The organism is Nocardiopsis algeriensis (genome assembly GCF_014203695.1).
Taxonomy (GTDB): Bacteria; Actinomycetota; Actinomycetes; order Streptosporangiales; family Streptosporangiaceae; genus Nocardiopsis; species Nocardiopsis algeriensis.
On record NZ_JACHJO010000004.1, the window covers coordinates 336532 to 350731 of the forward strand.

A 14200-nucleotide genomic window follows, 5' to 3' on the forward strand; every position below is an offset into this window, starting at 1 on the left:
GACCGCTCCCGCTCAGGGGCGGCCGGCAGGACCGTCGGTTGCCCGGAGGAGCGTGCGCAGCCTCTCCTCCACCCGCTCCCCGACCGCCTCGGGCGCCGTGGCGGCCGCGGAGTCGGCGATGCGGTCGTACTCGTGCGCGCCCAGGGCCCCGCGGGCGCGCTCGGTCCCGCGCACCACGAACGGCGTGACGGTGTCGGGCACCCCCCGCAGCGACCGCGCGTGGCCGGACAGGGCCGCCGAGCTCCCCGGGTCCTCCTCCGCGCAGATCGCGGACACGAGATCGAGGAGCTCCGCGTGCACCAGCGCAGGCGCGCCCGCGGACAGGCGCCAGGCCCGGACGGCCTCCCGCAGCGCCGCCCGGGTGTTCCCCGCGTACCACTCCACCGCGGCCGCCGCCGAGCACCACACGCTCTCGCCGTGGCCGGGCATGTACCCGCCGACGGCGGCGGCCGCCCGCTGCACGCGCGCCACCTCGCGGCGGGCCTCCCCGATCCGCCCGCTCTCGCACAGGTAGTGGACACGGGCCAGCGCGACGAGGAAATCATGCCCCTCGCTGGGCATCTCCCCGTCCAACCCGGCCAGCTCCCGGCCGGCGGCCGGCAGGTCGCCGAGGTCCACGAGGACCTGCAGGCGCCGGATCCGCAGCTCCACCGCCGTCCCGCGCAGGCCCCGGTCCTCGGCCCGGGCCACCCCCTCGTCCAGAAGCCTGCGGCAGGCCTCCAGATCACCGAAGCGGCGCGCGTCCACCAGCTGGGCGAGCGCCTGGCACTCCCCCCAGGTGTCCCCGAGGGCCCGGAACTCCGCCAGTGCGGTCTCCGCGGGGCCCTCGGAGTCCGCGATCCGGCCCGAGAGCATGTCGAGGACGGACAGCATCAGCCGTACGGCCGCCCGCATCCACGGGTCGCCTTGCTCCCGGGCCTGCTCCAGGCGCTTCCGCGCGGGACCGCCCCGGCCCTCCAGGATCGCCCTGTGGACCAGTGCCGACACCAGTACGGGGTGCTCCTCCAGCCGCACACCCGCCTGCTCGGCCACCGCTTCCACCCGGTCACCCGGAAAGGGCTCACCACTCGGGGCCGACCCCCGGACCACCCCGCTGTGGAACACGCAACCGGCCACGGCCGCTCCGCGCCCTTCCGGGACCCGGCCGTCCAGCGCTGCCAGGACCTCGTCCGACCAGCGCCCGAGCTGGACCGCGGCCCCGCGCAGCGTCCAGTACCACTGGGAGTGCTCGACCAGGTCCAGGGCCGTTCCGGTGTCGCCGCGCAGCAGAGCCCAGCGGACGGCCGAGGCGAGGTTGTCCTCCTCGGCGTGCAGGCTCTCCAGGAGCTCCGCCTGGCGCGGACCGCGCAGCAGCGGATCGCACTCGCGCCACAGGTCGCGGACGCGGCAGGCGTGGGCGTCGCGGACGCGCTCCTGCTCCCCGGCCTCCTCCAGGCGCTCGGCGGCGTAGGCCCGCACCGTCTCCAGGAGCCGGTAGCGCGGCGGACCGTCGGATCGCGCGGTGTCCTCGACGACCACCAGGGACTTGTCCACCAGGGAGAAGAGCACGGGCCAGACGTCCCGGCCGGCCACCTCTCCCCCGCTCCCGGGATCGGCGCAGACCTGTTCGACGGACTCCAGCGAGGCTCTTCCGGAGAAGACCGACAGACGGCGCAGCGTGCGGCGCTCGGCCTCGTCCAGCAGCTCCCAGCTCCAGTCGACGACGGCGCGCAGCGTGCTGTGGCGCGGGCGCGCCTCCCGGACACCGCTGCCGAGGAGCCGGAAGCGGTCGCCGAGGCGGTCGGCGAGCTGGGCCGGGGTCATGGCGCGCAGCCTCGCCGCGGCGAGCTCGAGCGCCAGCGGCATGCCGTCGAGCGCACGGACGGCCCGGCCGACATGGGCGGCGTTGTCCTCGGTGACCTCGAAGCCGGGGCGCACCGCCCGGGCCCGTTCGGCGAACAGGGCGACGGAGGGGTAGGAGCGGGCCTCCTCCGCCCCCGCCCCCTCGGGCGGCATCGCCAGCGGCGGCACGGGCAGCAGTTGCTCGCCGGGGACGCCGAGCGGTTCCCGGGAGGTGCCCAGCACACGCAGGTTCGGGCAGCGGGCGAGCAGGTCGGCGGTGAGGCGGGCGGCGTCCCCGACGAGGTGCTCGCAGTTGTCCAGGACGAGCAGGACGGCGTGGTCGGCGGTGAAGGAGGCGACGCGGTCCGCGGCGGGGGCCGTCCGCGCCGGTGCGGGACCGTGCACGAGGTGGCGTTCGCGCAGCCCCAGGGTGTCGGCGACGGCCTCGGCGACGTCGGCACCCGGCTCCAGCGGGGAGAGGTCGACGAACCAGGCGCCCCGGGAGAGCAGGCCGGGTTCCCGGCGGGCCAGCTCGGCGACGGCCTCGACCGCCAGCCTCGTCTTGCCCGAGCCGCCCGGGCCCAGCAGGGTGACCAGGCGCCCGTCGGTGAGCAGGTCGGCCGCGACGGAGACCTCCTCCCGCGGAACGAAGCCGGTGAGGGCGACGGGCAGGCGGAGCCGGGGCGCCGCGGGGGCCGGCGCGGCCGCAGGAGGAGCCGGGGAGAGCTCTCCGCGCAGCACACGTGCGTGGGCAGCGGCGAGCCGGGGCGAGGGATCCAGGCCCAGTTCGCCGGCCAGCCTCGCGCGCATGTCCTCGTAGACGCCGACCGCGTCGGCGGAGCGGCCGGTTCCGGCCAGGGCGAGCATGAGGATCTCGGCGGGGCGCTCGCGCAGGGGCTCGTCGCGGGCCAGTGCCTCTGCCTCGGGCAGGGCCTCGCCGTAGCGCCCCGCGCCCACGAGCGCGGCCAGCCGGTCCTCGACCACACCGCGGAAGGTGTCGGCCAGCCGGAGCGCGACGCCCTCGGCCAGGCCCTGCGAGGTGAGCTCGGGCAGTGCGGGTCCGCGCCAGAGGGCGGCGGCCCCGTCCAGGGCGAGCACCGACTCCGCGTACCTGCCCTCGTCGAGCAGGCGGCGGCCGCTGCGGGCCAGTCCCTCGAACTCGGTCAGGTCCACCTGCCCGGGGTCGACCGCGAGGCGGTAGCCGGAGGGCCCGCCCTCGACCGCCGCGGCCGCACCCAGGACGCGACGCAGCCGTGAGACGAGGGCCTGGAGGGCGTTGCCCGCCGCGGCGGGCGGAGAGTCGGCCCACAGGGAGTCGACCAGGAAGTCGGTGGACACCCACCGGCCGGGGGCGAGCAGGAGGAGCGCCAGGAGCGTGCGCAGGCGCGCGCCGCCGACCGCCACGGCCGCGCCCGCCTCGTCGCGCACCAGCAGGGGACCCAGGATGGAGAAGCGCACCTCCCCATCATGGCCCGGTCCGCGTGGCGGCCCGGCACGGGCTCCCGCCGCCGGTGGGAGCCGGAGACATGCGCAACCGCAGTAAGGTTCGCTGAGGAACGTGTGCGGGTACCGCTCCCGCGCGCTTTTTCCGGACGCGCCCGACACCCCTTCGTCCGGGCGCCCCCACACACAGCGAGGCCGCCGCCGCGGCCCGACAGCCCAGGAGTACCACATTGTTCCCGGCCCTCCCCTCTTCTCGGATCACCGGTGCGCACCCGGCGCCCCGCACCCTCACCCGCGCGCTCCCGGGCGCCGCCGCGGCAGGGGCAGCGGTCCTGCTGGCGACGGGCTGCGGGTTCTTCGCCCCCGGGCAGAACGGGGACGTGCCCGACAGCATCAACCTCTCCAGTCCGCTGATCCAGGCGGGGCAGCCGCTGCCCCCGGCCTACACCTGTGACGGCGAGGAGGGCGAGGACCAGGCCTACTCCCCGCCGCTGAGCTGGTCGGGCCTCCCCGAGAACACGGAGTCGATCGCCCTGGTCGTGGACGACCCGGAGGCGGCCGAGGTGTTCTGGGTCCTCCACGACCTGGACCCGCAGGCCGGTGAGCTGCGCCAGAACACGGTTCCGGGCGATGCCCGCCAGGGCCTCAACAGCGCCGGCGAGGCCTCCTACGACCCGCCGTGCGCGCAGGAGGGCGAGGTCCGCCAGTACCGGTTCACGCTGTACGCGCTGGACAGCCCGCTGGGTCTGCCCGAGGGTTCCGAGCTGGATGCGGTACTGGAGGGGATCGCCGACCGCGCCGTGGCGAGGGGTTCCCTGTCCACCACCAGCGAGTGACACAGGTCATGATGGGAACTTCCTGGAATTACCCGCGAGTAAGCCGCATCCGACGGAACTCGGCGGATTCCTCCAGGAAGCTCCCATGGCCCTCTGCACACAGAGCACCGCAGCACATACAGTGGTCCTGTGCCCCCTGCCACATTTCAGATGACCGTTTTCCGTTCACTCGCCGCGCAGCACCCTGACGTGCGTCCGCACCGAACCACCTGCTTCTCTTCCCGCCGACAGGCAGGAGCACCGCGGAAAGACACGAGGGACCTCCTCCACCCGGTCGGCCGCTCCTGTCGGCCGGAGGACGGAGCGCTCCGGGTGCGGCCAACCTCTCCAAGGTAGTGCGTAGACCATGACCATCACCGTCATCATCATCGCCGTCGTCGTCGTACTCGCCGCGCTCCTGGTCCTGCTGCTGGGCATGCGCTCCCTGAACCTGGGTCCCCGCAGGGACGACTACGACGACCACGAGTACGACGACGCGGATGAGGACGGCGCCCCCGAGGACGCCGACCGCGCGCCCGCCCCGAGGGGGCGGGCCCGTCGCCGCTCCCCGGAGAGCGGCGGCCGCGCCGAGGGCGGGCGCCCCCGGCGCGGGCGGCGCGACGACGACTGGGACGACGACGGCTTCTGGTCGAGCCTGGGCGACGACGGCCCGGACGAGCGCGGGGGGCACGAGCGGGACCGGCCCGCGGACACCGGCCCGAGCATCACCGCCTACGAGTACGAGGACGACGGCTACGACGACGAGGAGACGGGGCCGCCCGGAGCCACCACCCTCCTGCCCCGGACCGGCTCGGGGCAGGGCGCCTCGGCCGACCTGGCCGTGCTCGCGAGCCTGGGCCAGACCCCGGAGCCGCCCGCTCCCGAGCAGGGAACCCCCGAGCCGCCGCGATCGGAGCTGCCTCCCCGGCCGGAGCCCAGAGCGCTGTCCGCTCCCTCCGCGCGCGACGAGGACCCGCTCACCGCGCCGTGGACACCGCCGCCGTCCTCGTCACGGGACACCGTGTCGTTGGCCGACCGGCTGACCTCGCCCCGTCCCGACCCCCTGGACGGCCCCAGCGGCCCCCAGACCCCGCCCGCGGCGCACGACCCGCTCGGCGCACCTTCCTCCTACGGGAGCCGGAGCGACCTCCCCGCTTCCGGGGACCCGCTCTCGCCGGGCTTCCGCTCCTCCTCCCCGGGTTCGGACCCGGCCTCCCCGATCTGGTCGAGCATGGACACCGGCGCGCACCAGCGACCCCAGGCCGGCTACGGCTCCCCGTCGGCGGGCACGCCCGCCGATCCGCTGACCGGCGGCTACCCGTCCTCGTACCCGGAGCCGACGCCGCTCGGCCATGACACGGGCACTCACCGGCGCTCCTCCTACGACGCGGCGGGGCCGACCGCGCCGCCCGAGTACACCAGCGGAACGCACGCCCGCCAGGACTACACCGCACCCCAGCAGCCGGACCTCGGAACACACAGCCGCCCCTCCTACAACACGGGCGCCTACGACACCGGATCCCTCGGCCGCAGCGAGTACGACACCGGTTCCTTCGGCCGGGGTGAATACGACACCGGTTCCTTCGGCCGGGGCGAGTACGACACCGGCACCCACCGGCGCGCCCCCTACGACAGCGGGACCCGGCAGGACTTCCCCGCGCCCCCGCGCCCCGAGTACGACACCGGCTCCTTCGGCCGCGGTGAATACGACACCGGCACCCACCGGCGCACCCCCTACGACGCGGGGCCGACCGCACCGCCCGAGTACACCAGCGGAACCCACGCCCGCCAGGACTACACCGCACCCCAGCAGCCGGACCTCGGAACACACAACCGCCCCTCCTACGACACCGGCGCCTACGACACCGGATCCCTCGGCCGCAGCGAGTACGACACCGGCTCCTTCGGCCGGGGCGAGTACGACACCGGCACCCACCGGCGCGCCCCCTACGACAGCGGGACCCACAGCCGTCCCGTTCCTCCGGCGGACAACCCGCCGCTGTGGGGCGAGGGCAGCACGGCGTTCGGGACCCCGGGCGCGCCCACCGACGGCGGATTCGGCGGTCCGGCCCCGTCCGGGCAGCACTCCTCACCGACAGGCGGCCGCGACCCGTACGGCCGCCCCGACCCGCGGAGCACGGGCTACACCGACCCCCTGAGCGGGGGGTATCCCTCGCCGTACGGGACCGGCGACCGGACCCCGCAGGACGACTGGCAGCCGGGCGACGGCCGCGGCAGCCGGGACCAGGACCCCTACGAGCAGCGCGACCGGGGCCGGGGGCGCTACGAGGGCGGCTACGAGGACGGCCGCTTCATCTGAACGCACGGCGCGGCACACCTCCACGACCGGGGGCGACGGGAGTTTCTTCCTGTCGCCCCCGGGCCTCTTCTGTCCGGTCCTGTCCCCGGAGTCGGTCGAAAGCCAGAAAACGGTAACCAAAACCGCAACAGTCCGTCACACCGGCCCGGAAATTCTGACTACAGTTGGTGATCACAAGGGCACGCAGAGGCTTCCTTTCCTGCGTGTCCCTCCCCCCTGTGTACCGGTCCGACCGAACGGAGCTGCCATGCGCAACGACGCCCGAGGAATCCTGCCGCCCGAGCCGCCCGAGCCGCCGCCGCAAGAGGCGCCGCAGAGCCGCAGGATGACGGTGTCCGCCGACGTCGGCGCCTCCCTCGTGGTCTTCCTCGTCGCCGTCCCCCTGTCCCTGGGCATCGCCGTCGCCTCAGGGGCGCCCCTGGTCGCCGGAATCGTCGCGGCCGTGGTCGGCGGCATCGTCGCCGGCCTCGTGGGCGGGTCCATGGTGCAGGTCAGCGGGCCGGCCGCCGGGCTCACCATCATCGTCGCCGACCTGATCGCCACCCACGGCTGGCGCGTCACCTGCCTCATCACCCTGCTGGCCGGGATCGTCCAGCTCTCCCTCGGCGCCTTCCGCATCGCCCGCGCCGCCCTGGCCGTCTCCCCCGCCGTGGTCCACGGCATGCTCGCCGGGGTCGGCGTGACCATCGCCCTCGCCCAGCTGCACATCGTCCTGGGCGGATCCCCGCAGAGCTCGGCGGTGGCCAACATCGCCGACCTGCCCGCGCAGATCGCCCACAACCACACACCTGCGGTCGCGGTCGGCGTGGTCACCATCGCGATCATGTTCTGCTGGGGCAGGCTGCCCGCCCTCGGCGCCTTCCGGCCCGCGGTCGTGCCCGCGGCCCTGGTCGCGGTGGGAACGGCGACCGCCGTCGCCACACTCGGCCGCTGGCAGCTGGAGACCGTCTCCCTGCCCTCCTCCCTGGCCGACGCCTGGAACGGTCCCGCTCTGCCCGAGGCCGGGCAGTGGCACGGAGTCTTCCTGGGGGTGGCCACCGTCGCCATGGTCGCCAGTGTCGAGTCGCTGCTCGCCGCGATCGCGGTCGACCGCATGCACAGCGGCCGCCGGGTGATGCTCGACCGCGAGCTGTGCGGACAGGGCGCCGCCAACGTGGTCAGCGGCGCGCTGGGCGGCCTGCCCGTGGCCGGCGTGATCGTGCGCAGCACCACCAATGTGCGCTCGGGCGGGCGCACCCCTTTGTCGACCGTCCTGCACGGCGTGTGGATCCTGCTCTTCATCTCCCTGTTCGCCCACGTGGTCGAGCTGATCCCCATGGCCGCCCTGGCCGGACTGCTGGTGTTCATCGGCGTGCAGATGGTCTCCGTCGCCCACCTGCGCGACCTGCGCCGCCACCACGAGGCCGGCGTCTACCTGGTGAGCCTGTCCGGCGTGGTGTTCCTCGGCCTCCTGGAGGGGATCTTCCTCGGGTTCGCCCTGGCCGTGGTCGTGTCCCTGCGCAGGCTCACCCGGGTCACGGTCACCACCGAGGAGAGCGGCGGCCGCGTGCACGTCACCGTGCACGGGTCCCTGACCTTCCTGGGGGTGCCCCGGCTGGCACACGTGCTGCGCACCGTCCCCGCCGGGGCCCGGGTCGACCTCGACCTGCACGTGGACTTCATGGACCATGCCGCCTTCGAGGCCATCCACGCCTGGCGCGTCGACCACGAGCGCACCGGAGGCAGCGTCGACATCGACGAGGTCCACGAGCAGTGGTACGAGCGCAGCACCCGGAGCTCGGCCCCGGCGACCAAGACCGCGCCCCGCGGCCTGGCCCGCTGGTGGGCACCCTGGGAGATGCGCCCCGGTGCCTCCGCGGAGGTGGACCCCGTCGGCCTCCTTGCCGCGGGCGCCCGCGAGTACCACGCCAGCACTGCCGGGCGGATGCGTTCACTGATGAGCCGCCTGTCCCACGGGCAGAGCCCCACGGCGCTGTTCATCACCTGCGCCGATTCCCGGGTGGTGCCCAACCTGATCACCGCCAGCGGTCCGGGCGACCTGTTCACCGTGCGCAACGTCGGCAACCTCGTACCGCCTCCGGACAGCCGCGACGACGACTCGGTGGGCGCCGCCGTCGAGTACGCGGTGGCCGTCCTCGGGGTCCCGTCGATCGTCGTGTGCGGCCACTCGCACTGCGGGGCGATGAAGGCCCTCCTGGAGAAGGCCCACCTGGAGCCCGGCGAGGCCGACACCTCGCACATGCGCCGCTGGCTGGCCCACGCCGCGCCCAGCCTGGCGCGAGCAGGAGAGGAGGTGTCGTCCGCCCTGCCCTCACCCGAGGCGCTGCGCCGCCTGTCCCAGGCCAACGTCGTGCAGCAGATCGCCCACCTCGCGCGCCACCCGGTGGTGCGCGAGCGCCTGGAGTCGGGGCAGCTGGAGCTGACGGGGATGTACTACGACCTGGCGACGGCGCAGGTCCACCTGCTCGACAGCGGAACCGGGGAGTTCACCCCGGTCCGGGGCGTCGGGGACACCGCTCCGGTGCCGCGGCAGGCCCCGGCCGGGGATCAGCTGGTCGAGGAGTCGTCGGGCGCGTCGTCGCGCCCGTCCTCCTGAACACCCGAGGACTGGTACCGGGCGAGCAGGACGATCGCCACGATCGCCGCGATCGGCAGACCGAAGAAGACCACCCAGAAAAGGGCCGAGTCGAAGTTGATCAAGAGTCACCCATTCCCGTGAACGCGGATGCCCCTCCGGGCCACCACCCCCGGACCGGCCCAGGGGCGTTCGCGCTCCGGGCGGGACCGGGGGTGCGGAGCGCACGCCCAATCTATAGGTGCGCGCCCGCCCGGGCCATGCCCTTGCGGACGTATCCTGCTGTCCCTGCCCGACCGGAACCACGAAGGGCGGGAGGCGGGGAGCCGGTCGGCGAGGAGACGCCCGGTGGTGACACCGAGGAAGCGGCGAGTCGGCAACAGGCCTTCATGGAGCCGGCGCCGAGCGAAGAAGTGAGTATCGTGGGCGGCGCGAGAACGGGAGTCCGGCCTGCGACCGGACCGGCTGGACCTCTTGTGACCATCGTGACCGCCGAGAGCTGCGGGGACAGGTGGTCAGCCGAACGGGGACGGTGGCATGAAGAGCTGGTTCCGCACATATGACGAGGACGAGGGCCTTTGGCGGTACTTCGAGACCGATGGTGAGGGCTGGGCGGTTCGCCAGGTCGAGATTCGGGAGGCAGATTCGGTTCCGGTGACGGCTGCTTCTCTGAAAGAGGTTCTGCGTCTGCGTGATCACGGTGGTCTGGGCGCGATGAACCGGTACGAGCGCCGATACGGCGTGCTCGCGGAGGGCGGCCTCGACGGTTGGCAGGAACAACCGCAGGCCGACGGGATCTCCGCGGAGGAATTCGACCGGCTGTGGGACAGGGCCCGGAGAGCTCTCGGCCCCTCGGACTGACGGGCCCGTCCGGTCCTTGCCCGTCGCACGGTCCGGCCTGCTGCATGGTTCGGCATCCGCAGTGAACCGGGACAAACATCGGCATCCCGCCACGTCGTCGACGGCAAGACCCAGCGCAGCGCCCACGCACTCCCGCACACAGCAGCAAAACTCTAGGGCCCTGTTCCCCCATCTACTCCTCATTCCCCGTGATCTTGCACCTGGAGCCAACTTCGCCCTGTCCGGCTGCTACCTCGATATCCAGCGAAAGTGACCGCAGATACAAGATCATCGGAAAAATCCACTGGCCGCGGTGGGGTGACTGGGAACCTTCGGCCACGCCTGCGCCTGCACTCACTCCTGCGTCCACACCCGGGCCTGTTCCCGCTCGGGGCCGTCATCATCGAGTGGGGCAGGGGCGGCGCGGACTGCTCATGGTCCAGGCGGGTGAGGAGGTTGCACAGGGTGCGCGTCCGGGGCTGTGAGGCAAACCCAGACTGACGCGTGGTCATGGTCAGGCCTGCAGACAAAGGGGCACAGCGTGGGAAGGAAATCGGCAGTCGCGGCTCGGGCAGACCGGCGCACTGCCCCCGGTCACGAGGAACTCGGGAGGGGAGCGATCGACCTGTTCCTGCGCTCGGGCTGAACCACCGGAGCAAACACGGTCGACTCCCCTGCACATCAATGCAGGTCAGAGAAGCGGAAGGAGGGGAGTCGGCCGATAAGCCGGATTCTGTCGATCCCGTGGGATCGGGCGGTCATCCATCTGGGATCGCCGTTGCCGACGACCTCGGTGCGGTCTACCCGCGGACTCGGGCGGGCCGCCCTCGAACATCCGCGCAGGAGCCCCGGAGGGCTCCCTTTTTGACCTTGCTCCGGGTGGGGTTTACCCAGCCGACCGGATCACTCCGGCCGCTGGTGGTCTCTTACACCACCGTTTCACCCTTACCACCGCAAGCGGTGGCGGTCTGTTTTCTGTGGCACTGTCCCGCGGGTCGCCCCGGGTCGGTGTTACCGACCACCCTGCCCTGTGGAGTCCGGACTTTCCTCGGATCCGCGCACCCGGCGCGGTCCGCGACCGCCTGGCCGACTCCCCTCGCCCCGCAGTCTACCGCGCCAGATGCGCGGTGTCGTTGAGGGAGCGCACCACCATCGGACCGTCCGAGTAGACGTCCACGACGTTGAGGCAGGCGGTGTCCAGGTGCATGCGGTGCAGCGCGGCCATCGGGGCGAGCAGGGCCTGCTGGAGCACCACCTTGATGGGCGTCACATGGGAGACCACCAGGACGGTGCGGCCCCGGTGGCGCTCGACCAGCGCGTCGCGGGCCGCAACGACCCGGCGTGCGGCCGCGGCGAAGCTCTCCCCTCCGGGCGGGGCCAGCTCGGGCTCGTCCAGCCATCTGCCGACCAGGTCGGGGGCCAGCTCGCGGGCCTCGGCGAAGGTCAGCCCCTCCCACTCGCCGAAGTCGGTCTCCACGAACCCCTCGTCGATCTCGACCTCGAGCCCCAGGGCCTTCGCGCTGTGGGCGGCGGTGTCCCGGGCCCGCACCAGCGGAGAGGAGACCACCGCGTCGACGGGCCAGGAGGCCAGGCGGCGGGCGGCCGCCTCGGCCTGCTCCCGGCCCTCGTCGGTGAGCGGGATGTCGCCCCGGCCGGCGAAGCGGCGCTCCACCGACAAGGGTGTCCGTCCGTGCCGCAGCATCACCAGGCGGGTCGGGGTGGTGTCCACCGGCCCCCATCCGGTACTCATTGCTCCGCCTTGGCCGCCAGGCCCGACTCCGCCGTCCGGACCATGATCCGCCGGCAGTTCTCGCAGCGCACGACCTCGTCCTCCGCGGCGGCCCGGACCTCGTTGAGCTCGACGGTGCTCAGAGCGAGCTTGCAGCCCTCGCAGCGGCCGTAGCGCAGCGGCGCGACGGCCACGCCGTCGTACTGGTCGCGCAGCTTCTCGTAGAAGGCGAGCAGGCCCTCGGGGATCTCCTGGACCACCCGCTCGCGGTCACGGGTGACGCGCTCGCGGTCCCACTGGATCTCGGCGGCCGCGGTGTCGCGCCGGGCGACGGCCGCGGTGTGCCCGGACAGCACCTCCTCGCGCTCGGCCTTCAGGCGGGCGAGCTCGGCGGCGGCCTCCTCCGTGTGCTCCATCGCCTCCAGGACGGCCTCCTCCAACTCCGCCTGGCGGCGGCCCAGGGAGGCGATCTCCGACTGGAGGCTCTGCAGGTCCTTGGCGCTGGTGATCTGCCCCGACTCCATGCGCTTGGTGTTGCGGTCGGCGCGGGCGCGTACCTGGTCGACGTCGGCCTCGGCCTTGCGCTGGCGGCGCTCGGCGTCACCGACGCGGGTCTGGGCGGCGATCAGCTCGGACTCGAGCCGGTCGAGGCGCTTCTTGAGCTCGGCCGCCTCGGCGGCCTCGGGCAGGGTCCTGGCCTTGTGGCCCAGACGCTGGAGTTCGGTGTCCAGTCCCTGCAGGTCGAGAAGTCTGGCCTGCGCGGCGGATTCGGCTTTCACTGTGGCGTCTCCTGGGGTGGCCGGGGAGGCGGTTGCCGCCCGCGCCCTCGCTCTGTGCAGTTCTGTCGGGAGTCCTCAGACGCCGCGGAACGCCTGTGACCAGGCGTCCGTCACCGTCGTGGACACGCGGATCTCCACGTTAGCCCCATCCGGGCCGCAGCGCCTCCCGAGTGCGTCGGCCAGATGGGCCGCACCGTCGGCCAGCCAGGGCCACTCACTGGCGAAGTGGGGGGTGTCGACCAGGGCCGGCCCGCCCAGCTGCTCGACGAACTCCGAGGCGGGGTGGTGGCGCAGGTCGGAGGTGACGAAGGCGTCCACCCCGGCGGCGCGCGCCGCGCCGAGCAGGGAGTCGCCCGCACCGCCGGACACCGCGACGGTGGTGACCAGGCGGTCCAGGTCCCCGGCCACCCGGATACCGGGCGCGGTCTCGGGCAGGGCCCGGGCGACCCGGGCGGCGAAGTCGGCCAGGACCACCGGTTCGGCCAGGGAGCCGATCCGGCCGATGCCGCGCCGTCCCTCGGGATCGGTGGTGTCGGGGTCCAGAGGGCGCAGCTCCCCGACGAGGCCGACGGCGCGCGCCAGGGCGTCCGAGACCCCGGGCGCGGCCGTGTCGGCGTTGGTGTGCGCCGTGTACAGGGCGATCCCGGCGCGGATGAGCCGGTGCACGATCCGGCCCTTGGGGGTGTTCGCCGCGACGCTGGTGACCCCTCGCAGCATCAGGGGGTGGTGGGTGACGACGAGGTCCGCACCCCAGCTGACGGCCTCGTCGACGACCGCCGCGACCGGGTCGACGGCGAAGAGGATCTTGCCGACGCGCTGCTCGGGATCTCCCGTGACGAGTCCCACGGCGTCCCATGAGGCCGCCCACTCCGGCGGGTAGACCTCTTCGAAGGCGGCGGTGACGTCGGCCAGTGCGGGAAGCGGGATCTGGGTGCTCACACCCCGAGCCTAGGACATGTCCGGCCGGCACCCGCCCCGGCACGACCGGTGCCGCGGGCGCTCTAGGCTTGTCCGCCGATGAGTACCACGCAGCAGCGGCCCCCGTCCCCCGTCGGCGCACACGTGCCCGTCGCGGGAGGCATGGCCGTCAAGGGCCTGGCTTACGCCGAGCGGATCGGCGCCGAGACCGTCCAGGTGTTCGTGTCCAACCCGCGCGGCTGGGCGACCAACGGGGGCGACCCCGCCCAGGACGCGCTCATGCGCGCGCGCACCGACCTGCCGGTCTTCGTGCACGCCCCCTACCTGATCAACCTGGGCACACCCGGCGAGGAGACCGCGCAGAAGTCGGTGCGCTCGCTGGAGCACGCGCTGACGCGCGCCGCGCAGATCGGGGCACGCGGTGTGGTCGTGCACACGGGCTCGGCGGTGGCGGGTACCCGCGAGGAGGGGCTGGCCAGGACCCGTGAGCGGCTGCTGCCGCTGCTGGAGCGCCTGGGCGAATCCGTCCCACCGGTGCTGCTGGAGCCGATGGCGGGCCAGGGCCAGGTGCTGTGCGCGACCGTGGACGACCTGGTCCCCTTCTTCGAGGCCCTCGATTGGCACCCGCACGTGGGCGTGTGCCTGGACACCGCGCACATGTTCGCCGCCGGGCACGACATCTCCACCGCAGAGGGCATGCGCGCCGCGCTGGACCGCTTCGGCGAGGCCGTGGGCGCCGACCGCCTGCACCTGGTCCACGCCAACGACTCCAAGGCGCCGTGCGGCAGCAACAAGGACCGGCACGAGAACATCGGTGCCGGGCACATCGGCGCCGCGCCGTTCGGGGAGCTGTTCACCCATCCGGTGAGCGCCGGGGTGCCCCTGGTCCTGGAGACACCGGGCCCCGCCGGCCCGCACGCCGCCGACGTCGCCACCCTCAAGGGGCTGCGTGGGGCCTGA

The 14200-nt window shown here is 73.6% G+C and carries 10 protein-coding genes and 1 other RNA gene; 5 read left to right on the top strand and 6 right to left on the bottom strand.

The features are described 5' to 3' along the window. Positions 1 to 12 precede the first annotated feature (12 nt). Entirely contained in the window at positions 13 to 3279 is a 3267-nt protein-coding gene (locus FHS13_RS08060) for a BTAD domain-containing putative transcriptional regulator (protein WP_184289969.1), read from the bottom strand. A 215-nt stretch (positions 3280 to 3494) separates the two neighbouring features. Here FHS13_RS08060 and FHS13_RS08065 point away from each other — a divergent pair, with 215 nt between their 5' ends. The 3 genes from FHS13_RS08065 (at position 3495) to FHS13_RS08075 (ending at position 8995) form a co-directional block, all read left to right on the top strand. After that, on the top strand, positions 3495 to 4100 hold the full coding sequence (locus FHS13_RS08065; protein WP_184289972.1) for a YbhB/YbcL family Raf kinase inhibitor-like protein: 606 nt from the start codon (positions 3495 to 3497) through the stop codon (positions 4098 to 4100). Positions 4101 to 4446: 346 nt separating this feature from the next. After that, a complete protein-coding gene (locus FHS13_RS08070; RefSeq protein ID WP_184289975.1) occupies positions 4447 to 6399 on the top strand; it encodes a hypothetical protein in 1953 nt (650 codons plus the stop codon). Between the two features lie 247 nt (positions 6400 to 6646). Beyond that, positions 6647 to 8995: a SulP family inorganic anion transporter gene (locus tag FHS13_RS08075; RefSeq protein ID WP_184289978.1), complete on the top strand. Its 2349-nt coding sequence runs from the start codon at positions 6647 to 6649 to the stop codon at positions 8993 to 8995. Here FHS13_RS08075 and FHS13_RS08080 read toward each other — a convergent pair. Further along, positions 8947 to 9099 carry a hypothetical protein gene (locus tag FHS13_RS08080; RefSeq protein ID WP_184290293.1) on the bottom strand — a complete coding sequence of 51 codons (153 nt, stop codon included), beginning with the start codon at positions 9097 to 9099 and terminating at the stop codon, positions 8947 to 8949. The two genes, FHS13_RS08075 and FHS13_RS08080, sit on opposite strands and share 49 nt — an antisense overlap. 412 nt (positions 9100 to 9511) lie before the next feature. Between FHS13_RS08080 and FHS13_RS08085 the strand changes: the two genes are divergently transcribed. After that, entirely contained in the window at positions 9512 to 9835 is a 324-nt protein-coding gene (locus FHS13_RS08085; protein WP_184289981.1) for a hypothetical protein, read from the top strand. A 685-nt stretch (positions 9836 to 10520) separates the two neighbouring features. Here the strand turns inward: FHS13_RS08085 and rnpB are convergent. The 4 genes from rnpB to FHS13_RS08105 form a co-directional block, all read right to left on the bottom strand. Next, an RNA gene (gene rnpB / locus FHS13_RS08090) (RNase P RNA component class A) lies at positions 10521 to 10908 on the bottom strand. A gap of 14 nt (positions 10909 to 10922) precedes the next feature. Continuing rightward, on the bottom strand, positions 10923 to 11564 hold the full coding sequence (locus FHS13_RS08095) for a histidine phosphatase family protein (protein ID WP_184289984.1): 642 nt from the start codon (positions 11562 to 11564) through the stop codon (positions 10923 to 10925). After that, positions 11561 to 12322, bottom strand: coding sequence for a CT398-like coiled coil hairpin domain-containing protein (locus FHS13_RS08100; protein WP_184289987.1), 762 nt, complete (start codon positions 12320 to 12322; stop codon positions 11561 to 11563). The genes FHS13_RS08095 and FHS13_RS08100 overlap by 4 nt, the downstream gene beginning before the upstream one ends. 75 nt (positions 12323 to 12397) lie before the next feature. Further along, positions 12398 to 13261 (bottom strand): Nif3-like dinuclear metal center hexameric protein, encoded by an 864-nt coding sequence (locus FHS13_RS08105; protein WP_184290001.1) that lies wholly within the window; start codon positions 13259 to 13261, stop codon positions 12398 to 12400. A gap of 78 nt (positions 13262 to 13339) precedes the next feature. On the opposite strand from FHS13_RS08105, the gene FHS13_RS08110 reads away from it, so the two are divergent. Further along, positions 13340 to 14200, top strand: coding sequence for a deoxyribonuclease IV (locus tag FHS13_RS08110; protein ID WP_184290003.1), 861 nt, complete (start codon positions 13340 to 13342; stop codon positions 14198 to 14200).